Below are 24,616 nucleotides of genomic sequence, written 5' to 3'. Positions count from 1 at the left end.
CAGTGCCCGGCGAACTGTCGACGATTAGGCAGAGGACTAATCGGCTACGCTGACGGGCGTGATCACGATCAGGTTGAACGCCGGGGACGTGAGCCGGATCCGGTTCGCCCTTTCGCCGGTGTGGGAGGCCGTCACCAGCGTGCGGGCACTGAGCAACAACACCGCCCGCAGCGTGCACGGGCCGTGGCTGCAGAAGGTCCGGCCGATCATCGACGGTCCGGACCTGACGTTGCTGAGGGCACTCGTTCCGCCGTTCGGGTACATCCCGGACTTCATCACGCCCGCCCCGCCACGCCGGACCACCAGCCTCGAATCGGGCCTGGCCGCGATCGCCGCCACGCCACATCACCTGGTGGTCGGCGAGATCGGCAAGCTGCACGAGGAGAACCCGCATCCGCTGCTACCGGACCTGATCGCCCGTCCGGCCAAGGCGCTGGACCTGATCACGTCGGCGCTCGAGACCTACTGGCGGCGGGCGATCGAGCCGGACTGGCGGCGGATGCGTTCGCTGCTGCAGGAGGACCTCGCGTTCCGGCTGGACGAACTGGCCAGCGGCGGGATCGAGCGGCTGTTCCGCAACCTGCATCCGTCGGTGCGGTTCAGTGGCAGCCGGATCGAGATCGACCGCCCGTTCGCGTGTGACGGCGAGCCGATGGCCGGGCAAGGTGTGCTGCTGGTGCCTTGCGTGTTCACCTGGCCGGCCGCGCTGCCGGTGACCGCGGCTCCGCACGTTCCGACCATCACGTACCCGCCGCGAGGCCTCGGGCGGTTGTGGGAGGACCGGCAGGACACGACGGACTCACCGCTGGCGGACCTGGTCGGGCGGACCCGCGCGGCGATCGTGAGCCACCTGGACCTGCCGATGTCGACCACCCATCTTGCCAACCAACTCGGGGTGTCGGCGCCGACGCTCAGTGTGCACCTCGGCATCCTGCGCAACGCTGGCGTCGTCGACTCACGCCGCGACGGACGCGCCGTGCTCTACTACCGCACCGCGCTCGGCAACCACCTGCTCGCGGCCGCCACTCCCCTGGCCTCCACGGCCTAGCCGAAGGTCGGCGGGTCCACCTGGACTCGGACCGAACCCGGGTTCTTCTTGGTGCTGCGGGCGGCCTGAGCCTCCTTCAGCCCGCGAGCCAGCGTCGAACCGGCCGCCCGAGGCGTCCGCACGACCGCTCGCACCGTCTCGTCATCGAGGTCGACCGGGCCGAGGACCTCCAGGCCGGCAGTTGCCGGTAGCAACTGCCGGAGCCGCGCGATCAGGTCGGTGACGGCCTCCGACGGCCCGGTGAGCTCGGCCAACTTGGCGGCGGGCGCCAGCCGTGCCGCCCGGCGTTCCTCGACCTCCCGGGCGGCGAAGCCTTCGGGACTCCATCGGACGATCGCCTGCAACGGCAACGCGGATGGCTCACCGACCAGGATGACGGCGCCGGTCGATCGGACCAGGGCGGCCGCGTTGAACCAGCGCCGTACCGCCTCCTCCGGCGCACGCAGATCCGGGCGGGCGAGCATCAGCCAGGTGTCGAGCAGCAGGGCAGCGCCGTAGCCGCCTTCGGCAACCGGCTCGGCCCCGGGTGTGCTGACGATCAACGCCGGTGTGTCCGGTACGACGTCCAGCACGTTGTCGCCACCCGACGTACGAACCACCACACCGGGAAACCCGCGCCCCAACTCCTCCGCCGTACGGCGAGCACCGACGACCGCCGCGCGCATCCGCGTGTCCCCACACTCCGGGCACCGGTGATCCGCCGCCGGCCGGCCGCACACGCTGCAACTCGCGGGCCCGGATCCCCCGGTACGACGCAATGTCCCGCCACACGTCGAGCATCGCGAGGTCGCACGGCAGGTCTGACAGACCAGGCTCGGCAGGTACCCCGCCCGGGGCACCTGCACCAGCACCGGCCCGGCCCGCAACCCCTCGCGGGCGATCTCGAACGCCCGGTGCGGCAACCGTGCCGCCCGGGCGACCGGATCACGCGCGAGATCGGTGTCCGACTCCCCGGTGATGTGCACCGCGGGCGCGGCCGCGCGGATCACCGTGCGGTCCGCGATCAACTCGGCCGCGAAACCGGACTCCAGCAACGCCGCCGCCTCCACGGAGCGCGCATACCCACCGAGCAGCGCGGCAGACTGCTGCCGATACGCCCGCAACAGAAGAACTTCCCGCGCATGGGGGTACGGCGCGCGCGGCTCGGCGTACGAGTCGTCGCCGTCGTCCCAGATCGCGACCAGCCCGAGGTTCGCCACCGGCGCGAACGCCGCCGCGCGCGTCCCGATCACGACCCGCGCGCACCCGCGCACAGCGGCGAGGAACGCCCGATACCGAGCGGTCGGACCGAGATCCGCCGACAGCGTGACGAACCCGTTCTCACCCAGCACCGCCGCACAGGCCGCTGCCAGTCGCTCCAGGTCGCGAGCGTCCGGGGCGAGCAGCAACGCACCACGCCCGCTCGCCGCACACACCGCCGCCGCCTGCGCGAAGGCCAGCGCCCAGTCGGCACCCGGGACGGCGGTCCAGATCGCGCGTGGTGACTCCGACCGCGCGACCGCGTCGAGGAACCCGGGCGGGTACGGCGACCATTCGGACCGGGACGTGGACAGCGGCGGAGGCGCGGGCTGGTCGCAGCGCAGCGGCTCACCCTCGACCTTCGCGTGCCGAGGCGGGACGGCCAGGCGGGTCACGTCCGCGAACACCCCGGCGTACCGATCGGCGACGGCTCGGCAGAGGTCCGCGATCTCCGGTGTCAGCACCTGCTCCGGCGAGACGACCTTGCGGATCCGGGTCAGCTTGCCGTCGTGGTCGGACGACTCGAGCCGCTCGAGCACGAACCCGTCCAGGTCCTTGCCGGCGAACCGGACCTTCACCCGCACCCCGGGCTGCGCGGCCTCGGCGACGTCGTCCGGAACCAGATAGTCGAACGGCCGGTCCAGGTGCGGCAACGAGACGTCGACCGCGATCCGGGCCACCGGCAACGTCGAGGTGATCCCGGCCGGCTCCTTGGTCCGGGACTTGCGAACGGTGTCCCGGAGCAGGGTCAGCTGCTCAGGCGAGTCCCCGTTCGATGTCACCGGGAAACTCTAGTCCGACCGGGCGACAGTCCGGGCGAACGCGTCGGCCCGGCCGTGGACGACTGCCACCGCCGGGCCGGACGACGTACGGACCACTACGTGCTGATCGCGGCCTTCAGCGCCTCGACCCGGTCGGTGCGCTCCCAGGTGAAGTCCTCGCCGGTGCGGCCGAAGTGGCCGTTGCGCGCGGTCTGGGCGTAGATCGGCCGGAGCAGGTCCAGGTCCCGGATGATCGCGGCGGGCCGCAGGTCGAACACCTGGCGGACAGCGTCGCTGATCGCGTCCACCGGCACCTTCTCGGTGCCGAACGTGTCGACGTAGAAACCGACCGGCGCGGCCTTGCCGATCGCGTACGCGACCTGGCACTCGACCCGGTCCGCCAGCCCGGCGGCCACGATGTTCTTCGCCACCCAGCGCATCGCGTACGCCGCGGACCGGTCGACCTTGGACGGGTCCTTGCCGGAGAACGCGCCACCACCGTGCCGCGCCATCCCGCCGTAGGTGTCGATGATGATCTTCCGCCCGGTCAACCCGGCGTCGCCCATCGGGCCGCCGATCTCGAACCGCCCGGTCGGGTTCACCAGCAGCTTGTAGCCGGCCGAGTCGATGTCGAACCGCTCGAGCACCGGGTCGACCACGTGCTTCTTGATGTCCGGGGTCAGCATCGAATCCAGGCTGATGTCGGCCGCGTGCTGGCTGGACACCACCACGGTGTCGATCCGGACCGCCCGGTCACCGTCGTACTCGACCGTGACCTGGGTCTTGCCGTCCGGCCGCAGGTAGGCCATCGTGCCGTCCTTGCGGACCTCGGACAGCCGCGCGGACAGCCGGTGCGCGATCGTGATCGGCAGCGGCATCAGTTCGGGCGTCTCGTTCGACGCGTAACCGAACATCAGGCCCTGGTCGCCCGCCCCCTGCAGGTCCAGCGCGTCCTGGGACTCGGCCGAGCGCGTCTCGTACGCCGTGTCGACGCCCTGCGCGATGTCCGGAGACTGGCTGCCGATGGCGACCTGGACCCCACAGGACGCGCCGTCGAAACCCTTCAGCGACGAGTCGTAGCCGATCTCGAGGATGCGCGACCGCACGATCCCCGGGATGTCGACGTACGCCGTCGTGGTGACCTCGCCCGCGACCACGACCAGACCGGTGGTGATCAGGGTCTCGACCGCCACGCGGCTCTTCGGGTCCTCGGCCAGCAGAGCATCGAGGATGGAGTCGCTGATCTGGTCAGCGATCTTGTCCGGATGACCCTCGGTCACCGACTCGGACGTGAAAAGGCGCCTCGCCACAGTTCTCCCTCGGATTCCTCTTGTGCCGCGCAACTGGTGCCCCGACACTGCCACAGCCGCGCGATCCCCCCATGCACCGGCGGATGGCGATGCATCTTGGGAAGTATGCCAGCAGTTTTCCCTCTCGTCCCGGTGACGCTCCGGATCGGTCCGTTATTCGAGATTCGCGATCACATGCTGGGCATTCCGAGTTGGTTCAGGCGTGCGGACCGACCGTGACGTCGCCCAGCGTGAGTGATGGTGCACAGCCAAGGATCGCAGCCAAGCGGTCCACCTCGGCCTCCAGCAGCCGCTGCCGGGTCCGGCTGAGCGGCTCGAGTGCCTCCACGGTGACGTGCAGACGGCGGCCGGACTTCTTCTGGTGCCAGACGCCGGCGACGATTCCGTCGACGAGAAGCAGCGGGTAGTTGCCGGCCTGACCACGAGCCAGCGCTCTGCTGAACGCCGTACCGGGGAAGAGCAGCTCGCGCGGGTAGCTGCCGACACCGTAGGCATCGAAGTACGGCAGCAGTCTGACCCCGCGGACCGGGTCGTCCGGGAGCTCGTCGTCGCTTGGCGCGTGCCAGACCGGTTCGCCGTTCAGCTCCACTCGAGGCAAGTCGGCGAAGTACGGCTTCACGAACGCAGGGGTGGTGTTGAGCCAGCGGGCGAACTGCTGCGGGGTGGCTGGGCCGTAGGAGTACAGGTAGCGGTGGAGCAGTTCGGTGAACGCCTTGTCGCCGGGGAGCGGCTCGAAGGGCTTGAAGCGGTGGGGATTCGAGTACGTCGTCTTGCGGCCGCGGCTGGGTCCGTAGCAGAGGACACCGGCGTTGGCCGCCGCCGGGATCGCCTGCCGCCACCGCGCCCAGGCGCCCTGGAAGGCGGGGACGGTCGGCTCCCGAGCCCAGGCTCCGGTACGCGACACCACTGCTTCGGTCAGTTCGTCCACGGTCAGATCGTCATCAGCGAGGGCCTCGCCGATCGCGGCGATCACCTGGGCGGTCTCGTCCGCGGTCATCCGGATCGGCCCCGGGTGGCGCGGGCCCGACGGCAGCGTCGACAGCGCTCCCGTCCACAGCGGCAGATCGTCGAGCGGCAGCAGATGCACGGTCCCGCGCGGCCCAATCGTCTTCACGAGCCCATCAGCCTTTTGCACGGTCTCCCTGGTCGCCCCGTTGAGCCGGAGCGCCACAGACGTCTCGCCTGCCGACAGCACCTGCGCATGCGCCCCACACATAGCCCGTACGGCGTCCACCGCGGTGTCCGCCGGATCACCGGCCAGGTGGTGCCGCCGCATCCGCCGGGCGACCACGGACCGCCATGAGATCTCCATAGCCCCGACGCTAGTGCGAGAAGCGGACAGGCTGTGTCCTCTCGTTCAGGCCAAGCCGGTCAAACGGTGCTCCACCTCGGCGGCCAGTGCCAGAATCACCGGCACGTCAGCCTCGACCTGCACCCCCACTGCTCCTCCCCACCACCACCCGGTTTCAGTGCCAGCGGGTGGCTACCAGGTTCCAGATGACGCCGGCCAGGGCGTCCTTGGAGCCGGAAGGGACCGGGAGGGCGTTGCCTTCGCGGTCGAGGATGACGGCCTCGTTGGTGTCGCTGCCGAAGACCTTGCCGCCGGAGACGTCGTTCACGACCAGCAGGTCGCACCCCTTGCGTTCCAGCTTCGCCCGGCCGAGCTCGAGCACGCTGTGCTCCGCGTCCCCGGTCTCGGCCGCGAACCCCACGATCACCTGGTCGGGACGGCGGCGGTCGTGCGAGATCGTCTGCAGGATGTCAGGGTTCTGCACCAGGTTGACCGCCGGAACGGAACCGTCGGAGGTTTTCTTGATCTTGTGCTCGGCGACGTCGGCCGGCCGGAAGTCCGCCGGGGCCGCCGCCATCACGATCGCGTCCGCGTCACCCGCGCGGCCGGTGATCTCGTCGTACAGGTCCCGCGTGCTCGTCACCGGGACGACCTGCACCCCGGCCGGGTCGGCCAGCTCGGAGTTGGCCGCCACCAAGGTCACCTTGGCGCCACGAGCGGCGGCGATCCGGGCGAGCGCGTAACCCTGCTTGCCGGACGAGGAGTTGCCCAGGTACCGGACCGGGTCGAGGTGCTCGCGGGTGCCGCCGGCGCTGATCAGGACGTGCTTGCCGGTCAGGTCGGCGACCGCCTGCCCGGCGGCCCGGGCGGCCTCGTCGGCGAGCATCAACTGGCTGATCGCGAAGATCTCGGACGGCTCGGGCAGCCGCCCGCGACCGGTGTCGGCGCCGGTGAGCCGGCCGACGGCGGGGTCGAGCACGGTGATGCCGCGGGATCGGAGGGTGGCCACGTTGGCCTGGGTGGCCGGGTGCTCCCACATCTCGGTGTGCATCGCGGCCGCGAACAGGATCGGGCAGCGGGCCGTCAGCAGAGTGTTCGTGAGCAGGTCGTCGGCCAGGCCGTGCGCGGCCTTGGCGATCAGGTTGGCCGTGGCGGGCGCGACGACGACGAGTTCGGCCGCCTTGCCGATCCGCACGTGCGGGACTTCCTGGACGTCGTCGAACGGGTCGGCCGTCACCGGCCGGCCGGACAGCGCCGCCCAGGTCGCCGCGCCGACGAACTCCAGCGCGGCCGCGGTCGGCACGACCCGCACGTCGTGCCCGGACTCGGTCAGCCGCCGGAGCAGATCACACACCTTGTACGCCGCGATCCCGCCACCGACCCCGAGGACCACGTTGGGCCGGTGCTTCACCGTCGCAGACCCACCTCCGGTCCCACCGCCGACCGCCGGAACCGCCGCACCGCCGGCCTCCTCCGCATGGGTCGAACCCGGCGAGCCGCCCGCCGGCAGCGCGCTGGGTGGGGGGACGACCGAAGCCCCCGGGCCGGGTGCGGCGCCGGGGGTTGGACGTGAATCGTCACCGGTTGCGGACATCTGCTGGGACTCCGTTCCCGGGTCTCGTGCCGTGACTTACGCGGACTTCTCCGCGGCGGCGGCTTCCGCCTCGGCCTCGGGGTCGACGTCGGTGCAGGTCAGCACGCCCTCGTTGATCTCGCGCATCGCGATCGACAGCGGCTTCTCCTGGACGTGGGTCTCGACCAGCGGACCGACGTACTCGAGCAGGCCCTCGCCGAGCTGCGAGTAGTAGGCGTTGATCTGCCGGGCCCGCTTGGCCGAGTACAGCACCAGCTTGTACTTGGAGTCGGTGTGGGTGAGCAGGTCGTCGATCGGCGGGGAGGTGATGCCGATGGCGACGGGCTGGTTGGCAGGCAAGTTCAGCTCTTTCCAGGAATGGAGGGTGATCGAATCAACTTTACCAACTGATCAGCCGCCTCCCGAACCGAGGCGTTGACGATCGTCACGTCGAACTCCTTCTCGGCGGCCAGTTCCAGGGTCGCGGTCTCCAGCCGGCGTTCCCGCTCCTCGGCCGTCTCGGTGCCGCGGCCGACCAGGCGCCGTACCAGTTCGTCCCAGCTCGGCGGGGCGAGGAAGACGAACTGCGCGTCCGGCATCGTCTCGCGGACCTGGCGGGCGCCCTGCAGGTCGATCTCGAGCAGCGCCGGCCGGCCCTCGGCGAGCTTGTCCAGCACCGGCTGCTTCGGCGTGCCGTACCGGGCGGCCTTGTGGACGACGGCCCACTCGAGCAACTCGCCGGCGGCGATCATCCGGTCGAACTCGTCGTCCGACACGAACAGGTAGTGCACGCCGTGCACCTCGGTCGGCCGGGGCTTGCGGGTCGTGGCCGACACCGAGATCCAGATGTCGGGGAACCGCTCCCGGATGTCGGCGGCCACGGTGCCCTTGCCGACCGCGGTCGGGCCCGCCAGCACGGTCAGCCGGGCGTTCCCGCCGCCGCTCGTGCGTAGCGGGTCGTGCCGCGGAGCCATCGTCTCGTCCGTCCTGTGCGTGGTCATGTTCACACCAGTGTCCAACGAGCCGGCCGGGGTTTCGGTAGAGGGTGTCTGGGAGCCCTCTCAGGGCTCACTCGGCGAATTCGCGCTCGAGGGCGGCGATCTGGTTGGAGCCGAGGCCGCGCACCCGCCGCGTCTCCGAGATCCCCGCGCGCTGCATGATCTGCTGGGCGCGGACCTTGCCGACACCGGGGATGCACTGCAGCAGCGCGCTGACCCGCATCTTGCCGATCACGTCGTTGGTCTGCCCCTCGTGGAGCACCTCCGTCGGAGACGCTCCCGAGTGCCGGATCCGGTTCTTGATCTCGGCTCGTTCACGCCGCGCCGCCGCGGCCTTGTCGAGAGCCGCCGCTCGCTGCTCCGGGGTCAAAGAAGGAAGTGGCACCGTTTCACCTGTCCCGTTGTGTGGCTTCGCAAGGGAACCTAACACGGCTTCGGGCGGGTCACGGCGCAGGAGCCGCGATGTCTCCGTCCTCCGTCGCGCCGATCCGCCGCCGGGCGGGTGATTCGATCGTTCGACCCTCAGCTCAGCTGTGGTACGTCGACCTTGCAGGCGTCCTTCGCGTGCGTGGTGATGGTCTTGTACGCCGTCATCACACCGCCGGTCTCCTTGCTCAGCCGAGCCAGTTCGACACGGTCCGTGCCCGCCGCCTTGGCCTTCTCGGCGAACGCGACCACGACACCCCAGTCGTCCTTCACCTCGGCCGGCGCGGAACCCTGCAACTTCTTCGCGTCGTCGAGGATCTTGGTGTAGTCGGCCGGGTTCTGCGGGTCCACATTGGTCGCGTTGGCGGCGTACCCGGCCAGGTCGACGCAGTAGGCCTGCTCCTCGGTGCAGGCGGTCAGGGTGGCGGTGCCGGCGATCAGTGTCGCGGCGACGGCGAGTGTGCGCTTCACAACTGTCATCCTCGGGGGTCGGGAGGGGTCGGTCCTCGGGGGTGCTGTCACCCGACGCTACAGCCCGTCACCAACCCATCCGAAACCGATACTTTCCGCTCCCGCGCCCACTCAGTGCGATGTGCCGCGTCGGCCGGCCGACAGCGCCACAGCGTTCGCGGTGACGATCACCCCGATCGCGGACCAGTCCAGCGGCCCGAGGCGCTGGTCCAGGACCACGATTCCGACCAGCGCGGCCAGTACCGGATTGACGCTCATGAAGACGCCGAAGAACTGCGCCGGCACCCGCCGCAGCGTGAGCAGGTCGACGAGGAACGGTACGGCGGACGACAGCACGCCGGCGGCGACGGCGTACAGGATGGCCGCAGGTGTCGGCGGGTGCTGCCACAGCACCGCGATGCCGATCGGCACGTAGGCCAGCCCCGACACGGCAGCCGCGGCCCCCACGCCCTGTACGCCGGGGAGTTCCAGGCCGATGCGCCGGTTGAGCAGGATGTAGCAGGCCCAGCAGAGAGCCGCCAGCAGACCAAGGCCGACGCCGAGGTAGTCCGTCGTCGCCTCCGGCCGCGTGAGCACCAGAACCGCGGGTACGACGGCCAGCGCGCACACCAGGTCGACCAACCGCCGGGACCCGAGCAACGCCACCGCCAGCGGTCCCAGAAACTCCAGGGTCACCCCGAGCCCCAGCCCGATCCGGGCGATCGCCGTGTACAGCGACAGGTTCATCACGGCGAACACCGCGGCGAGCCCGAGCACGAGCCGCCACTGCCGAGCAGTCATCGCACGGAGGTTCGGCCGCCCCACGGCAACGAGCACGAGGCCCGCCACCCACTGCCGGACCGCCACCACTCCGACGGGCCCGATCACCGGGAACGCCAGCGCCCCGACCGATGCGCCGACCTGGGTGGACAGCCCACTGCCCAGCATCATCACCACGCCGGTCAGCCGGCCGCTTCGTGAGGGGACGCCAGCCGGGGGCGTGAGCTGCTCGAGCGACGTCGTCATAGGTCGAGCGTGCGGTGACTGACGACTCAGGCAAAATGCAGCAACGGCGGCATCTATACGCTCTGGTGATGGATCAGCTCGAGCTCCGGCAGTTGCGCTGCCTGGTGGCGATCGCGGACGCCGGCACGTTCACCGACGCGGCGATCGAGCTGGGCATCTCGCAGGCGGCGGTGTCGCGGAATCTGATGGCCCTCGAACAGATCCTCGGCGTGCGGCTGCTGCACCGGACCAGCCGATCGGTCACACCGACCACCGCGGGGGTCCAGGTGCTGGCACGAGCCCGGCAGGTGCTTGCCGAGGTGGACGAACTGGTGCGGGAGGCAACGACCGGGCACACGCGATTGCGGATGGGACATGCATGGTCGGCGATGGGCCGGCACACGACCGAGTTCCAGAAGCGGTGGGCGGCCGAGCACCCGGACGTCGAGTTGCAACTGGTGCGAACCAACACGACCACCGGCGGGCTGGCCGAAGGGTTGTGCGATCTGGCCATCGTCCGGACTCAGGTCGACCTCAAGCGGTTCGCCCATGCCACGGTCGCCCAGGAACGCCGGTACTGCGCTTTGGCCGCGGACGACCCGTTGGCGAAGAGGCGCACGCTCACCCTCGATCAGCTTCGCGACCGCACTCTCGCGATCGACCGCCGTACCGGAAGCACGACCGTCGATCTCTGGCCCGAGGATGGGCGGCCGAAGATCGAGTACACGCAGGACGTCGACGACTGGCTGGCCGCCATCGCGGCCGGGCGTTGCGTCGGCCTGACGCCGCACGCGACCGTCACGCAGTACCGGCGCGACGGCGTCGTCTACCGCCCGGTTCGCGACGCTCCCCCGGTCGACGTCCGCCTCATCTGGCACCGCCAGGACCCACACCCCGCCACCCAGGCGGCCGTCACCCTGCTCACCGAGCTGTATCGAGGACCGCGAGCAGCTGCCGGCGGTCGTGGGCGGACCAGAGGACGTCCCTGACCCGGTCGATTCCGCCGACTGGCCAGCGGTCTGCGATCCGCCGTACCTCCGGATCCTTGATCTCGGCCAGCAGTGCTCCCGGGAAGTCGCCCCAGACCACCTTGAACGGCCGGCCCCACATCTGCTCCACCTCGGTCGGCACCGGAGCCGTGATCCCCGACGCGCTGTGTACCCCGGCCACACCCGAGTACGCCGCCATCAAGGCCTCCTCGCGCTCCTGCCACGACCGAGCGGCAAGCACGTTGGAGAACAACGGCGACAACTCGGCAGCACAGGACAGCCGGGAGAAGGCCGTACCGAACCATTTCGAGTACGGCGCGTACTGCCGCTCCATCAGGAAGCACAACCGGATCAGGTCGTGCACGAGCTGCGACCCGATCAACGCCGATCCGAGCTCGTCCCCCACGAAACCGGCTCGGCCGGACAGGTTCATCTCCGGATGCACCCGCCACCATGCAGCCATCTGCAGATACAGCCACACGTCCCGTGGGTAGTAGGCCAATCGATCGCGAACTTCTTGTAATCCGACCTCGTCGTGAAAGACCTCGCCCGCCGTCAGCATCCGCACATTCGACTCCGGAAACGTCAACCAGTCCCGCACCGTCAACTCGTCATCCGGATTCCACCCGAGCTGATCCTGGAAATACGCACCGATGTTGTGCACCTCCACCAGCGCGGGCCGTTCCTCGAACCGCTCCGGCACCTCCGGCGCCAGGACCTCATCGTCTCGCACGAACAGCAGCACCCGCGCTTCGCAGTTGTGGTCGGCCGACATCTCGTCGTCGAACCCGAGCACCTCGGACCCCCGCCCGATCAGCGCAGCGCTGTGCGGCACCGTCAGACCAGGCCGCACCACCTCGAAATAGAACCGCCGGCACAACTCCGACCCCGGAATGTACATGCCGACGAAGATGGCACGCGCCGACCCGGAAATTCAACAAAAAACCGAAATGGCGCGACATTCATCGCGCCATTTCGTAGGTCATATCTTACCGGAAATACGGCCTCGTGTCAGTAACCCAGAACCGCCCGGAAGGCGTCGTTCGCTCGGTCGGCCGCGGCCTGGAGGGCGGTCGCGGAGGGGCCGGCGCCGAGGATCTCGCGTGAGCTCGACGGGACGACGGTGCGCACGGCCGAGCCGAAGACCTTGGTCAGGCCCTCGGCGGTGCCGCCTTGGGCGCCGAGCCCGGGAGCGAGCAGCGGGCCGCGGATGCCGAGGTCTTCGTCGGTCGAGGCGATGGTCGCACCGACGACCGCCCCGAAGGAACCCAGCGCGTCGGGAGCGGCGTCGGGGCCGAGTTCGTCGGCGTTGAGGGAGCGCAGACCGTCCAGTACCGCGCCCGCGACCGTCGAGCCGGCCGCCGTCCGGGCGGATTGGAACTGCGGGCCTTCGGGGTTCGATGTCAGGGCCAGGACGAACAGGCCCGCGCCCGCCGCCCGGGCTTCGTCGATGGCCGGCTGCAGCGAGCCGAACCCGAGGTACGGGCTGACCGTCAGCGCGTCACACGCCAGCGGCCCCTTCTCCGACAGGTACGCCGACGCGTAGCCGGCCATGGTCGACCCGATGTCACCGCGCTTCGCGTCGATGATCACCAGCGCACCGGCCTCCCGGAGCCGGACCGTCGCCTGCTCCAGGACGGTGATCCCGGCCGACCCGAACCGCTCGAAGAACGCCGACTGCGGCTTGAACACCGCGACCCGGTCGGCCAGTGCGTCCACCACGCCGTACGTGAAGGAGGCCAAGCCCTCGGCCGTGTCCGGCAGACCCCACGCGTCCAGCAGGTGCGCGTGCGGGTCGATCCCGACGCAGAGCGGCCCGCGGGTGTCCATCGCCGCCCGGAGCCGGGCGCCGAAAGGTGCGTTGCTCATGTCACTCCTCGGTTGATGCGGCGGACAAGGCCGGGCCCGCGGTAGATGAGTCCGGTGTAGAGCTGGACCAGGCTGGCCCCGGCGTCGAAGAGCCGTGTGGCGTCGGCCGGCTCGAGGATTCCGCCGACCCCGATGATCGGCAGAGCTCCCCCGGTCTCCGCGTGGATGTGGGCGACCGTCTTGGCGGCCGTCTCGGTCAGCGGCCGCCCGGACAGCCCACCGGCCTCGGACGCCAGCGGATGGGACTCGACACCCGGCCGGCCGATGGTGGTGTTGGTGGCGATGATCCCGGCGACGCCGACGTCGGTGCAGACGCCGAGCAGTTCGTCGATCGCCTGCTCGGTCAGGTCCGGCGCGATCTTCACCAGGATCGGCTTACCCGCCCGGCCGCCGACGCTCAGCGCGGCCGCTTCCGCATGCAGAGCCGTCAGCAGTTCACGCAACTGTCCGGCGTCCTGCAGCGACCGCAGCCCAGGCGTGTTCGGCGAACTCACGTTGACCGCGAAGTAGTCGCCGTACCGGTACAGCCGCCGCAGCGAGGTCACGTAGTCCTCGACGGCGCCTTCCAGCGGGGTCACCTTCGACTTCCCGATCGAGATGCCCAGCGGGTACCCGAGCGGTCCGTACGACGCCAGCCGGGCGGCCAGCGCCTCGGAGCCGAGGTTGTTGAAGCCCATCCGGTTGATGATGGCCTCGTGCTCGACCAGCCGGAACAACCGCGGCCGCGGATTGCCCGGCTGGGGATGCGCGGTGACCGTGCCGACCTCGACGAACCCGAACCCGAGCGCCCGCCAGGCCGGCAACGCGATGCCGTTCTTGTCCATCCCCGCGGCCAGCCCGACCGGGCCCGGGAAGCGGACGCCGAAGACCGTCCGCTCCGGACCCACCGGCAAGCGGCGCACCCCGGGCACCCGGCTCAGCAGCCGCAAGCCCTGCAGCGTCCGCTCGTGCGCGACCTCCGCGTCCCCCTTGCCCAGGCGGAACAGCAGCGGCCGGACGAAACGGCTATACACCGGCATCACTGCACACCGCGGATCCTCGGCACCCAGTCCTGCAGCGACCGGACTCCGATGTCCCCGGCCCGCTGCGCCTCGATGCCCTGGACGGCGGCCGCCAGCCCCTGCACCGTGGTGATGCACGGGATGTTGCGCGCCACCGCCGCACTGCGGATCTCGTACCCGTCGATTCGCGGCGACCCGCCCTGGGTGATCCCGATCGGGGTGTTGACGATCAGGTTCAGCTCACCGTCCTGGACCATCTGGACGATCGTCGGTTCGCCGTTCGGGCCGGGGCCCTGGCTGCTCTTGCGGACCGTGACCGCCTCGACCCCGTTGCGCCGGAGCACGTCCGCCGTACCTTCGGTCGCGTAGATCTGGAAGCCCAGGTCGGCCAGCCGCTTCACCGGGAAGATCATGTGCCGCTTGTCCCGGTTCGCCACCGACACGAAGACCTTGCCGGAGCCGGGCAGCGGCTGCGACGCGCCGGCCTGCGACTTGGCGAACGCCGTACCGAAGGTGTCGTCGACACCCATCACCTCACCGGTCGAGCGCATCTCCGGCCCGAGCACGGTGTCCACCGACCGGCCGTCGACGGTCCGGAACCGGTTGAACGGCATCACGGCTTCCTTCACCGCGATCGGCGTCGACGGCGGCAGCGTGCCGCCGTCGCCCTCGGCCGGCAGCAGGCCCTCGGCCCGCAGTTCGGCGATCGTTGCCCCGAGCATCACCCGGGCCGCCGCCTTGGCCAGCGGTGTCGCGGTCGCCTTGGACACGAACGGCACCGTCCGGGACGCCCGCGGGTTCGCCTCCAGCACGTACAGCACGTCACCGGCGAGGGCGTACTGCACGTTCAGCAGGCCGCGGACGCCGACACCGCGGGCGATCGCCTCGGTCGACTGGCGGATCTTCTCGATGTCGGCGTTCCCGAGCGTGATCGGCGGCAGCGCGCACGACGAGTCACCCGAGTGCACCCCGGCTTCCTCGATGTGCTCCATCACGCCGCCGAGGAACAGTTCCTCGCCGTCGAACAGCCCGTCCACGTCGATCTCGACCGCGTCGTCGAGGAACCGGTCGATCAGCACCGGGTGCTCGAACGCCTCTCCACCACCCAGCCGCTCCAGCGCCGCGTCGAGCTCGGCCGAGCTGTAGACGATCTCCATCCCGCGACCGCCCAGCACGTACGACGGCCGCACCAGCACCGGGAAGCCGATCTCCTCGGCGATCCGCTGAGCCTCGTCGGCCGACAGCGCCGTACCGTGCTTCGGCGCCGGCAGCGCCGCGTCCGCGAGCACCTTCCCGAACGCGCCGCGCTCCTCGGCCAGATGGATGGCCTCGGGCGACGTTCCGACGATCGGTACGCCGGCGTCCGCGAGCCGCTGCGCCAGCCCCAGCGGCGTCTGACCGCCCAGCTGCACGATCACCCCGGCGACCGGGCCGGCCTGCATCTCGGCGTACACGATCTCGAGCACGTCCTCACAGGTGAGCGGCTCGAAGTACAGCCGGTCCGAGGTGTCGTAGTCGGTCGAGACGGTCTCCGGGTTGCAGTTCACCATCACCGTGCAGTAGCCGGCCTCCCGCAGCGCCATCGACGCGTGCACGCAGGAGTAGTCGAACTCGATCCCCTGGCCGATCCGGTTCGGTCCCGAGCCCAGGATCAGCACCGCCGGGGTGTCCCGCGGTGCCACCTCGGTCTCCTCGTCGTACGACGAGTAGTGGTACGGCGTCTCGGCCGCGAACTCGGCCGCACACGTGTCGACCGTCTTGTAGACCGGCCGGATCCCGAGTGCCTGCCGGACCCCGCGGACGACGTCCTCGGTCAGGTCGCGGATCTCCGCCAGCTGCAGGTCGGAGAACCCGTGCCGCTTGGCCAGCCGGAACACCTCCGGGGTCAGCCGCGGCGCGGCCGCGACCTGCAGCGCGGTCTCGTGGATCAGGTACAGCTGGTCCACGAACCACGGGTCGATCCGGGTGCTCTCGAAGATCTGCTCCGGCGTCGCACCGGCCCGGATCGCGTCCATGATCGTCCGCAACCGGCCGTCGTGCGGCGTCTCGACGGCCTCCAGCAACGGCTCCAGTTCGGTCGCCGGGGAGCCGGCCCAGGAGAACCGGGCCTCCGGCTTCTCCAGCGACCGGAGCGCCTTCTGCAGCGCCTCGGTGAAGTTCCGGCCGATCGCCATCGCCTCGCCGACGCTCTTCATGTGCGTGGTCAGTGTCGCGTCCGCGGCCGGGAACTTCTCGAACGCGAACCGCGGCACCTTCACCACCACGTAGTCCAGCGTCGGCTCGAAGCTGGCCGGGGTCTGCCTGGTGATGTCGTTGGGGATCTCGTCGAGGGTGTACCCGATCGCGACCTTGGCGGCGATCTTCGCGATCGGGAAGCCGGTCGCCTTCGAGGCCAGTGCGGACGACCGCGACACCCGCGGGTTCATCTCGATCACGATCAGCCGGCCGTCGGCCGGGTTGACCGCGAACTGGATGTTGCAGCCGCCGGTGTCGACGCCGACCTCGCGGATGATGCCGATGGCCAGGTCGCGCATCACCTGGTACTCGCGGTCGGTCAGCGTCATCGCCGGGGCGACCGTGACCGAGTCGCCGGTGTGCACGCCCATCGGGTCGACGTTCTCGATCGAGCAGATGATGACGACGTTGTCGGCCTTGTCGCGCATCACCTCCAGCTCGTACTCCTTCCAGCCGAGGATCGACTCCTCGATCAGCACCTCGGTGGTCGGGCTCGCGACCAGGCCGGCGCCGGCGATCCGGCGCAGGTCGGCCTCGTCGTACGCCATCCCGGAACCGACGCCGCCCATGGTGAACGACGGCCGCACCACCAGCGGGTAGCCGAGCTCGTCCGCCGCGCCGAGGACGTCCTCGAGCGAGTGGCAGATCCGCGACCGGGCCACCTCGGCGCCGAGCTTCTCGACGATCCGCTTGAACGACTCCCGGTTCTCACCGCGCTGGATCGCGTCGACCGACGCGCCGATCAGCTCGACGCCGTACTTCTCCAGGACGCCGTTCTCGTGCAGCGCGATCGCCGCGTTCAGCGCGGTCTGGCCGCCGAGGGTGGCGAGCAGCGCGTTCGGCCGCTCCTTCTCGATCACTTTCTCGACGTACTCCGGGGTGATCGGCTCGACGTAGGTGGCGTCGGCGAACTCCGGATCGGTCATGATCGTGGCCGGGTTCGAGTTCACCAGGACGACCCGGAAGCCCTCCTCCTTGAGCACCCGGCAGGCCTGGGTGCCCGAGTAGTCGAACTCGCAGGCCTGGCCGATCACGATCGGACCGGAGCCGATCACCAGCACCGACTCGATGTCTGTACGACGGGGCATCAGCTGCGACCTTCCATGAGTTCCACAAACCGGTCGAAGAGGTATGCCGAGTCGTGCGGACCGGCCGCCGCCTCGGGGTGGTACTGCACCGAGAAGGCCAGCACGCGACCGTCCCGGCCGGTGAGGCGGAGTCCCTCGACCACGTTGTCGTTCAGCGAGACATGACTGACCTCGGCGGTCCCGTACGGCGTCTCAACCGTCTCCTCGATCGGGGCGTCCACCGCGAACCCGTGGTTCTGCGCGGTGATCTCCACCTTGCCGGTGGCCCGGTCGAGCACCGGCTGGTTGATGCCGCGGTGCCCGTACTTCAGCTTGAACGTGCCCAGTCCGAGGGCCCGGCCGAACACCTGGTTGCCGAAGCAGATGCCGAAGTACGGCTTGTTCTGCTCCAGCAACTGCTTGAGCAGGGTGGTCGGGTGCTCGGTGGTCTCCGGGTCACCCGGTCCGTTGCTCATGAAGATGCCGTCCGGGTTCACCGCGAGGACCTCGTCCAGCGTGGCGGTGGCCGGCAGCACGTGTACCTCGATACCGCGCTCGGCCATCCGCTTCGGCGTCATCGACTTGATGCCGAGGTCCAGCGCGACCACGGTGAACCGCTTCTCGCCTTCCGCCGGGACGACGTACGGCTCGAACGTGGTCACCTCCGAGGCGAGGTCCGCGCCGACCATCGGCGGCTGCTGCAGCACCTTGTCCAGCAGCGCGGCCGGGTCGAGGATCTCGGTGGAGATCCCGGCCCGCATCGCGCCGCGCTCGCGCAGGTGCCGGGTCAGCGCCCGGGTGTCGATCCCGGAGATCCCGACGATGCCCTGGGACTTCAACTGGTCGTCCAGCGAGCGCTTGGCCCGCCAGTTCGACGGCACCCGGGCCGGGTCGCGGACGACGTACCCGGCGACCCAGATCCGCTGTGACTCGTCGTCCTCGTCGTTGACGCCGGTGTTGCCGATGTGCGGTGCGGTCTGGGTGACGATCTGCCGGTGGTACGACGGATCGGTCAGCGTCTCCTGGTAACCGGTCATCCCGGTGGTGAACACCGCCTCCCCGAACGTCTCGCCGGTCGCCCCGTACGACGTACCGGCGAACGACCGGCCGTCCTCCAGGACCAGCAGTGCTGGATTATGGGCGGGCTGGCTCATCTTTGCTCGGCTCCGATCAGGGTCGAGATGGATTCGGTCAAGGGGGCGGTGTCCGCCTTCCGGCGGGGACGGAACCCGGTGTCGAGTTCGCGGCCGTCGTGGGTCCAGCTGACCACCACCAGGCCGGACTTCTCCGCGGTCACCTTGCCGGCGATCCCGCGGTCGGTCCGGACGCCGGTCAGGTGGCCGGCGGGGATGAACACATCCGCCGCGCCCTGCCGGTGGAAGATCAGGCCGGCGTCGGTGACGGCCAGGTCCGCGGTACTGCGGACGCCCAGTTCGTGCACGGCGATCCGGTCCATCCAGTCGCCGGCTGTCGTCGTGGCGACGTACACGCCCTCCACGCCCCGTTGGGGCAACAGCTCTTCGGGCACCTCCGGGAGAGGCGCCAGGTCCGCCTGCCGGGACTGACGGTTCCGCCAGCCCCGGAACATGGCGTAGTAGCCCGCCGCGATCACCAGCAGCGTGCCGAGAATGCCGAGGAACGCCTTCACCGTGCGAGCTTCCCGTCCAGGACGGTCGGCGTACCGCGCAGGAAGGTCGCCACCACCTTGCCGGGCAGCGTCATCCCTCCGAACGGCGTGTTCCGCGACAGCGAGGCCGACTCCCCCGGTACGACGGTCCGCTCGACCGCGGGGTCGACCAGGACGACGTTGGCCGGTGCACCCGCCTCGAGCGGCCGGCCATGGCCACCGTCGCCGACCTGGCCGATCTCGGCCGGCCGGTGGCTCATCCGGTCGGCCAGGTCCGCCCACGTCATCAGCTTGGTGTCGATCATCGCGTGCTGGACCACGCTCAGCGCGGTCTCCAGGCCGGTCATGCCGAACGCGGCCGCGCTCCACTCGCAATCCTTGTCCTCGACCGGGTGCGGGGCGTGGTCGGTGGCGACGATGTCGATGGTCCCGTCGGCCAGGCCCTCGCGGACCGCCTCGACGTCCTCCTTGGTCCGCAGCGGCGGGTTCACCTTGTAGACCGGGTTGTAGGAGGCGGCGAGGTCCTCGGTCAGGAGCAGGTGGTGGGGGGTGACCTCGGCGGTCACCTGGTAACCACGCTTCTTGGCCGCGCGGACGATCTCCACCGAGCCCTTGGTGGACAGGTGGCAGATGTGCAGCTTGGAGCCGACGTGCGCGTTCAGCAGGATGTCGCGGGCGATGATCGCCTCCTCCGCGACACTCGGCCAGCCGGTCAGCCCGAGCACGCCGGACAGCGCGCCCTCGTTCATCTGCGCGCCCTGCGTGAGCCGCGGCTCCTGCGCATGCTGGGCGATCACCCCGCCGAACGCCTTGACGTACTCCAGCGCCCGGCGCATCAGCGCGGCGTCCCAGACGCAGTCGCCGTCGTCGGAGAACACCCGCACGTGTGCCGCCGAGTCCGCCATCGCGCCCAGCTCCGCGAGCTGGGTCCCCTTCCGGCCGACCGTGACCGCGCCGATCGGGTAGACATCGGCGTACCCGCTCTCGCGGCCGAGACGCCAGACCTGCTCGACGACGCCGGCGGTGTCGGCGACCGGGTCGGTGTTGGCCATCGCGAACACCGCGGTGAATCCGCCCAGCGCCGCGGCCCGGGTGCCGGTGAGGACGGTCTCGGCATCCTCGCGGCCGGGCTCCCGCAGGTGCGTGTGCAGGTCGACCAGACCCGGCAGCGCGATCAAGCCCTTCGCGTCGATGGTCTCGACGCCGTCGGGTGTCCCGAGGTTGGTGCCGACAGCAACGATCTCGCCGTTGTCGATGAGCAGATCCGCGACCTCACCGCCCAGGATCTTGGCTCCGGTGATCAGGTACGCGGTCATGCGGTCGGCTCCTCTTCGTTGCTTCCGGACAGCAGTAGGTACAGGACGGCCATGCGGATGGCCACGCCGTTGGTGACCTGCTCGACGATCACCGAGCGGGTGGAGTCGGCGACCTCGGCGCTGATCTCCATCCCGCGGTTCATCGGGCCGGGGTGCAGCACGATGGCCTCGTCCGGCAGCTGCGCCATCCGGTGCACGTCGAGGCCGTACCGCCGGGTGTACTCCCGGGCGCTCGGGAAGAACGCGTCGTTCATCCGCTCGCGCTGGACCCGCAGCATCATCACCGCGTCGCTCTTCGCCAGCACCGTGTCGAAGTCGTACGACGTGACGCACGGCCAGTTGGTCATGTCGACCGGCAGCAGCGTCGGCGGGGCGACCACGGTCACCTCGGCACCGAGCGTGGACAGCAGCAGCACGTTCGACCGGGCGACGCGCGAGTGCAGGACGTCGCCGACGATGGTGATCCGGCGGCCTTCGAGCGAGCCGAGGTGGCGGCGCATCGTGAACGCGTCCAGCAGCGCCTGGGTCGGGTGCTCGTGCGTGCCGTCACCGGCGTTGACCACCGAGCCGGTCATCCAGCCCGAGGTGGCGAGCAGGTGCGGCGCGCCGGACGAGCTGTGCCGGCAGACCACGCCGTCGGCGCCCATCGCCTGCAGCGTGAGCGCGGTGTCCTTCAGGCTCTCGCCCTTGCTGACGCTGGAGCCCTTGGCGGAGAAGTTGATCACGTCCGCGGACAGCCGCTTGGCCGCCGCCTCGAACGAGATCCGGGTCCGGGTGGAGTCCTCGAAGAACAGGTTCACCACGGTCCGTCCGCGCAGCGCGGGCAGCTTCTTGATCGGCCGGTCCGCCAGCGACCGCATCTCCTCGGCCGTGTCGAGAATCAGGTTGGCCTCGTCGCGGGACAGGTCCCCCGCACTCAGCAGGTGCCGCATCACGCGCCTCCTTCGCTCACACCAGCCCGCTGTGCGCTGCTCACCGTGCCCCCGCCGGCGGCAGGGGTGGGGTGGTCGGCGATGTGCACCGCGTCCTCGCCGTCGTACTCGGTCAGGTGGACGGTGACGCGCTCGACCAGGGAGGTCGGCAGGTTCTTGCCCACGTAGTCGGCCCGGATCGGCAGTTCGCGGTGGCCGCGGTCGACCAGGACCGCCAGCTGGACCGCCCGGGGCCGGCCGATGTCGCCGAGCGCGTCCAGCGCGGCCCGGATGGTGCGGCCGGAGAACAGCACGTCGTCGACCAGGACGACGACCTTGCCGTCGATCCCGCCGGCCGGGATGTCGGTGTGCTCGAGTCCGCGGGGTGGTTTGAGGCCGATGTCGTCGCGGTACATCGTCACGTCGAGTGACCCTGTCGGCACACTCTGCCCCTCGACGGCCGCGATCCGGGCCGAGATGCGGGCGGCCAGGCCGACGCCGCGGGTGGGGATGCCGAGCAGCACCACCGGGTCGGCACCGCGGTTGCGCTCGAGAATCTCGTGGGCGATCCGGGTCAGTGCCCGGGATATGTCGGAAGCGTCCAACACCGTGCGCGGCGCCGCGTTCGGCGTACGTGCGTGGGCAGGGTTCATCGCTACCGTTCCTCCTTTCCCGCCTCTCTGGACGGGTCTTTAAAGGACGTTCGGACCGCTTGACATGGTATCGGAAGTGACACGCCGTCTTGACGCTGGCCTCTGACCCGGAATATTGTTACTCTGTGTAACCGAGGGGGGTTCACCTAACGGCCCGTTCCGGCGGGCCGGACATGACGAACTAGTCGGAGGGAAGAACCAGCGTGCCTAGCGAATACGCGAAGACACTGGGTGGCAAGTTGCGCGCCATCCGCCAGCAGCAAGGGCTGTCGCTGCATGGTGTGGAAGAGAAGTCCAAGGGTCGCTGGAAGGCGGTCGTCGTCGGCTCGTACGAGCGTGGCGATCGAGCCGTCACGGTCCAGAAGCTCGCGGAACTCGCCGATTTCTACGGCGTGCCGATCCGTGAACTGCTGCCCGGTTCCGCCAGTGCGGCCGCCGCGGCTGCCGCTCCTCCCCGGTTGATCCTCGACCTGGAGGCCCTGCAGCACCTCGACGCGAGCGAGGCCGGTCCGCTGACGCGGTACGCGGCCACGATCCAGGCTCAGCGCGGGGACTACAACGGCAAGGTGCTGTCGATCCGGCAGGACGACATGCGCACCCTGGCCGTGATCTACGACGAGTCGCCGACGACTCTGACCGAGCGCTTCATCTCCTGGGGCGTGCTGAACCCGGAGGCCAAGGGCGACGTCGAGGAGTCGTCCGAAGCGGCCGGCGCCTGACGGAAGGCGAGAGAGACGGTCGGGGCTCGTAGCAGCTGGCCCACGGCCGCCTGCCTTCGTCATCCAGGCAGAGCAGTAGCACGACAACGCAGTACGGCGGCGGCGGGCTCCACCTCACCCGCTGCACCAGGCCGGAGCCGTTCCCTCCGCGCCGCCGACCACGGGGATGCCGAGTTTGGCCCGGGACCGTACCGAGACGGTGCCGGGCCTCGAGTGCCCAGATTCTCCCTGCTGAGAACCCCGAGAGGGCTCGCCCCCCTCGTCCCCCGTCCAGCCCACGAAGGGCCCCGGAGCTCGGACCCGGAGCTCAGACGCCCAGCGTGGGCTTGAGCTGCAGCAGTCTCGCCAGCAGCCCGTTCACGAACGCCGGCGACTCGTCGGTGGACAGGTCCCGCGCGAGCGCGACCGCCTCGCTGACCGCGACCACGTCCGGCACCTGGTCGTCGAACAGCAGCTCGTAACTTCCGATCCGCAGGATGTTGCGGTCCACGGCCGGCATCCGGTCCAGCGTCCAGCCGACAGAGTGCGTCTCCAGCAACTCGTCGATCACGTCGATGTGCTTCGCGACACCCTCGACCAGCGCCACCGTGAACTCGTTCACCGGCGGGTCGTTGTCGGCCACCCGGTCGGCCAGGGTGCCGCCGACCGGCAGTCCCCTGACCTCCGACTCGTACAGCACGTCGAGGGCGCGCTTGCGGGCCTTGCTACGGGCAGACATGTGCGGTTGTCGCTCCAGGATCAGAAGCAGCGGTCAGGAGGTGACGCGACCGAGGTAGTCACCCGTGCGGGTGTCGACCTTGACCTTCTCGCCCGTGGTCAGGAACAGCGGGACCTGGATGGTGTAGCCGGTCTCCAGCTTGGCCGGCTTGGTGCCGCCGGTGGACCGGTCGCCCTGCAGACCCGGCTCGGTGTACTCGACCACGAGCTCGACCGAGGCCGGGAGCTCGACGTACAGCGGCAGGTCGTCGTGCACCGCGACGATGGCGTCCTGGTTCTCCAGCAGGAAGTGCGCGGCGTCGCCGACCACGTCGGGCTGGATCTGGAGCTGGTCGTAGGTGGTCTTGTCCATGAACACGTACGCCGACCCGTCGTTGTACAGGTACGTCATGTCACGCTTGTCCACGGTCGCGACCTCGACCTTGACGTCCGCGTTGAAGGTCTTGTCGACCACCTTGCCGGACAGCACGTTCTTCAGCTTGGTCCGGACGACGGCGCCGCCCTTGCCGGGCTTGTGGTGCTGGAACCAGACGACGGACCACAGCTGCCCGTCCAGGTCGAGCACCATGCCGTTCTTGAGGTCGTTCGTGGTTGCCACGCGGATATGCCCTTCGAAATCGATCAGCGGTAACACCGGATTGTAGCGGCCACCTGCCCTTTCCTCCGATTCCGTGGCCACAGGACCAGGACCGCGGACCTGGCGGGCCTTAGGCTGGCAGTCCCCGGGGGCGAGCGTGACGACGGAGGTGGCCGATGCTGGAGTTCGCGATCTTCGTCATCGTCATGATCGTGCTGAGCGTGATCGGCAAGGCGAAACAGCAGGCGTCGAAGTCCGGCAGACGGCCGAATCCCCGGGTGCAGCAGCTGATCGAGCGCATCAACCCGCCGCCCGCGCAGTATCAGCAGGGACAGCTGTCGTCGCAGTGGCTCCCGTCGTACGGACCGCCGCCGCAGGCCCACCGCCCGCCGCAGCACCACCTCCCGACGCCCCGGCAGGACACCGACAACCGGGTGCGCGAGTTGATGAAGACCGGCAACGAGGTGGCTGCGATCCGGTTGCTGTGCGACGAGCAGGACATGGGCATCCTCGAGGCGCAGCAGTACGCCCGCGGCCTGGTCGCACCGGCCGACCAGAGTCCCACTCGGTCGCAGGCCCGTGCGGCTCAGCCGGCATCACCGGAGCCGGCCGAGGACGAGACCCGGTACGTCGGCTCGGCCGCGTTCGCCGAGTCGATCTTCGACCTGGACCGCGAGCAGGACACCTGGGCCAGCGGCTGGGTCGACACCCCTGAGCCGGACGACCGCTCCGACATCGACGAACTCTGGCAAACGGTCCGCAACCCACCCCGCCCCGGCACTACGCCACCCAACTAACGACAACCCACCCGCACCGACAGATGGACGGGTCGGC

Annotated in this window: 24 protein-coding genes; 4 read left to right on the top strand and 20 right to left on the bottom strand. The window is 69.9% G+C overall.

The features are described from left to right. Positions 1 to 58: 58 nt before the first annotated feature. Entirely contained in the window at positions 59 to 1,048 is a 990-nt protein-coding gene (locus tag ACYVOK_RS13335) for an ArsR/SmtB family transcription factor (RefSeq protein ID WP_460662671.1), read from the top strand. Here ACYVOK_RS13335 and ACYVOK_RS13330 read toward each other — a convergent pair. From ACYVOK_RS13330 to ACYVOK_RS13290, 9 genes are all read right to left on the bottom strand, one after another. Continuing rightward, positions 1,045 to 3,069 carry a primosomal protein N' gene (locus ACYVOK_RS13330; RefSeq protein WP_460662670.1) on the bottom strand — a complete coding sequence of 675 codons (2,025 nt, stop codon included), beginning with the start codon at positions 3,067 to 3,069 and terminating at the stop codon, positions 1,045 to 1,047. The genes ACYVOK_RS13335 and ACYVOK_RS13330 overlap by 4 nt on opposite strands. Before the next feature lie 95 nt (positions 3,070 to 3,164). Then, a complete protein-coding gene (metK, locus tag ACYVOK_RS13325; protein ID WP_460662669.1) occupies positions 3,165 to 4,358 on the bottom strand; it encodes a methionine adenosyltransferase in 1,194 nt (397 codons plus the stop codon). A 196-nt stretch (positions 4,359 to 4,554) separates the two neighbouring features. Beyond that, positions 4,555 to 5,670: a winged helix DNA-binding domain-containing protein gene (locus ACYVOK_RS13320; protein ID WP_460662668.1), complete on the bottom strand. Its 1,116-nt coding sequence runs from the start codon at positions 5,668 to 5,670 to the stop codon at positions 4,555 to 4,557. A gap of 154 nt (positions 5,671 to 5,824) precedes the next feature. Further along, positions 5,825 to 7,042, bottom strand: coding sequence for a bifunctional phosphopantothenoylcysteine decarboxylase/phosphopantothenate--cysteine ligase CoaBC (gene coaBC, locus ACYVOK_RS13315; protein ID WP_460663072.1), 1,218 nt, complete (start codon positions 7,040 to 7,042; stop codon positions 5,825 to 5,827). 237 nt (positions 7,043 to 7,279) lie between these two features. Further along, positions 7,280 to 7,582: a DNA-directed RNA polymerase subunit omega gene (gene rpoZ, locus ACYVOK_RS13310; RefSeq protein ID WP_460662667.1), complete on the bottom strand. Its 303-nt coding sequence runs from the start codon at positions 7,580 to 7,582 to the stop codon at positions 7,280 to 7,282. Between the two features lie 2 nt (positions 7,583 to 7,584). After that, positions 7,585 to 8,196, bottom strand: a complete 612-nt coding sequence (gmk, locus tag ACYVOK_RS13305) for a guanylate kinase (RefSeq protein ID WP_460663071.1) — start codon at positions 8,194 to 8,196, stop codon at positions 7,585 to 7,587. Positions 8,197 to 8,290: 94 nt separating this feature from the next. Further along, positions 8,291 to 8,605: an integration host factor, actinobacterial type gene (gene mihF, locus ACYVOK_RS13300; protein ID WP_131353645.1), complete on the bottom strand. Its 315-nt coding sequence runs from the start codon at positions 8,603 to 8,605 to the stop codon at positions 8,291 to 8,293. Between the two features lie 137 nt (positions 8,606 to 8,742). Beyond that, positions 8,743 to 9,117: a hypothetical protein gene (locus tag ACYVOK_RS13295; protein ID WP_460662666.1), complete on the bottom strand. Its 375-nt coding sequence runs from the start codon at positions 9,115 to 9,117 to the stop codon at positions 8,743 to 8,745. Positions 9,118 to 9,228: 111 nt separating this feature from the next. After that, positions 9,229 to 10,122 carry an EamA family transporter gene (locus ACYVOK_RS13290; protein ID WP_460662665.1) on the bottom strand — a complete coding sequence of 298 codons (894 nt, stop codon included), beginning with the start codon at positions 10,120 to 10,122 and terminating at the stop codon, positions 9,229 to 9,231. A gap of 68 nt (positions 10,123 to 10,190) precedes the next feature. On the opposite strand from ACYVOK_RS13290, the gene ACYVOK_RS13285 reads away from it, so the two are divergent. Next, positions 10,191 to 11,090, top strand: a complete 900-nt coding sequence (locus ACYVOK_RS13285) for a LysR family transcriptional regulator (protein WP_460662664.1) — start codon at positions 10,191 to 10,193, stop codon at positions 11,088 to 11,090. Here ACYVOK_RS13285 and ACYVOK_RS13280 read toward each other — a convergent pair. From ACYVOK_RS13280 to pyrR, 9 genes are all read right to left on the bottom strand, one after another. Next, complete coding sequence (locus ACYVOK_RS13280) at positions 11,023 to 11,991, bottom strand: DUF4037 domain-containing protein (RefSeq protein ID WP_460662663.1); 969 nt, start codon at positions 11,989 to 11,991, stop codon at positions 11,023 to 11,025. The two genes, ACYVOK_RS13285 and ACYVOK_RS13280, sit on opposite strands and share 68 nt — an antisense overlap. Positions 11,992 to 12,101: 110 nt before the next feature. Then, positions 12,102 to 12,959, bottom strand: a complete 858-nt coding sequence (gene pyrF / locus ACYVOK_RS13275; RefSeq protein ID WP_460662662.1) for an orotidine-5'-phosphate decarboxylase — start codon at positions 12,957 to 12,959, stop codon at positions 12,102 to 12,104. Further along, positions 12,956 to 13,978, bottom strand: coding sequence for a quinone-dependent dihydroorotate dehydrogenase (locus ACYVOK_RS13270; protein WP_460662661.1), 1,023 nt, complete (start codon positions 13,976 to 13,978; stop codon positions 12,956 to 12,958). Before ACYVOK_RS13270 ends, pyrF begins: the two co-directional genes overlap by 4 nt. Next, positions 13,978 to 17,283, bottom strand: a complete 3,306-nt coding sequence (gene carB, locus ACYVOK_RS13265; RefSeq protein WP_460662660.1) for a carbamoyl-phosphate synthase large subunit — start codon at positions 17,281 to 17,283, stop codon at positions 13,978 to 13,980. The genes ACYVOK_RS13270 and carB overlap by 1 nt, the downstream gene beginning before the upstream one ends. Next, complete coding sequence (gene carA, locus ACYVOK_RS13260) at positions 17,283 to 18,416, bottom strand: glutamine-hydrolyzing carbamoyl-phosphate synthase small subunit (RefSeq protein WP_460662659.1); 1,134 nt, start codon at positions 18,414 to 18,416, stop codon at positions 17,283 to 17,285. The genes carB and carA overlap by 1 nt, the downstream gene beginning before the upstream one ends. After that, positions 18,413 to 18,910 (bottom strand): PH-like domain-containing protein, encoded by a 498-nt coding sequence (locus ACYVOK_RS13255; RefSeq protein ID WP_460662658.1) that lies wholly within the window; start codon positions 18,908 to 18,910, stop codon positions 18,413 to 18,415. Before ACYVOK_RS13255 ends, carA begins: the two co-directional genes overlap by 4 nt. Beyond that, positions 18,907 to 20,205, bottom strand: a complete 1,299-nt coding sequence (locus tag ACYVOK_RS13250; protein WP_460662657.1) for a dihydroorotase — start codon at positions 20,203 to 20,205, stop codon at positions 18,907 to 18,909. Before ACYVOK_RS13250 ends, ACYVOK_RS13255 begins: the two co-directional genes overlap by 4 nt. After that, a complete protein-coding gene (locus ACYVOK_RS13245; RefSeq protein ID WP_460662656.1) occupies positions 20,202 to 21,137 on the bottom strand; it encodes an aspartate carbamoyltransferase catalytic subunit in 936 nt (311 codons plus the stop codon). The genes ACYVOK_RS13250 and ACYVOK_RS13245 overlap by 4 nt, the downstream gene beginning before the upstream one ends. Beyond that, positions 21,137 to 21,769 (bottom strand): bifunctional pyr operon transcriptional regulator/uracil phosphoribosyltransferase PyrR, encoded by a 633-nt coding sequence (gene pyrR / locus ACYVOK_RS13240; protein ID WP_460662655.1) that lies wholly within the window; start codon positions 21,767 to 21,769, stop codon positions 21,137 to 21,139. The genes ACYVOK_RS13245 and pyrR overlap by 1 nt, the downstream gene beginning before the upstream one ends. A 203-nt stretch (positions 21,770 to 21,972) precedes the next feature. Between pyrR and bldD the strand changes: the two genes are divergently transcribed. Continuing rightward, complete coding sequence (gene bldD / locus ACYVOK_RS13235; RefSeq protein WP_130388461.1) at positions 21,973 to 22,488, top strand: transcriptional regulator BldD; 516 nt, start codon at positions 21,973 to 21,975, stop codon at positions 22,486 to 22,488. Positions 22,489 to 22,795: 307 nt separating this feature from the next. Here bldD and nusB read toward each other — a convergent pair whose 3' ends face one another. Both nusB and efp read right to left on the bottom strand, forming a co-directional pair. Continuing rightward, positions 22,796 to 23,206 carry a transcription antitermination factor NusB gene (nusB, locus tag ACYVOK_RS13230; protein WP_460662654.1) on the bottom strand — a complete coding sequence of 137 codons (411 nt, stop codon included), beginning with the start codon at positions 23,204 to 23,206 and terminating at the stop codon, positions 22,796 to 22,798. A 33-nt stretch (positions 23,207 to 23,239) separates the two neighbouring features. After that, a complete protein-coding gene (gene efp / locus ACYVOK_RS13225; protein ID WP_460662653.1) occupies positions 23,240 to 23,803 on the bottom strand; it encodes an elongation factor P in 564 nt (187 codons plus the stop codon). A 155-nt stretch (positions 23,804 to 23,958) separates the two neighbouring features. On the opposite strand from efp, the gene ACYVOK_RS13220 reads away from it, so the two are divergent. Beyond that, positions 23,959 to 24,579: a hypothetical protein gene (locus ACYVOK_RS13220; protein ID WP_460662652.1), complete on the top strand. Its 621-nt coding sequence runs from the start codon at positions 23,959 to 23,961 to the stop codon at positions 24,577 to 24,579. Positions 24,580 to 24,616: the final 37 nt, after the last annotated feature.

The organism is Kribbella swartbergensis, from assembly GCF_054784135.1.
This window is presented reverse-complemented; position numbering and strand designations above follow the sequence as displayed.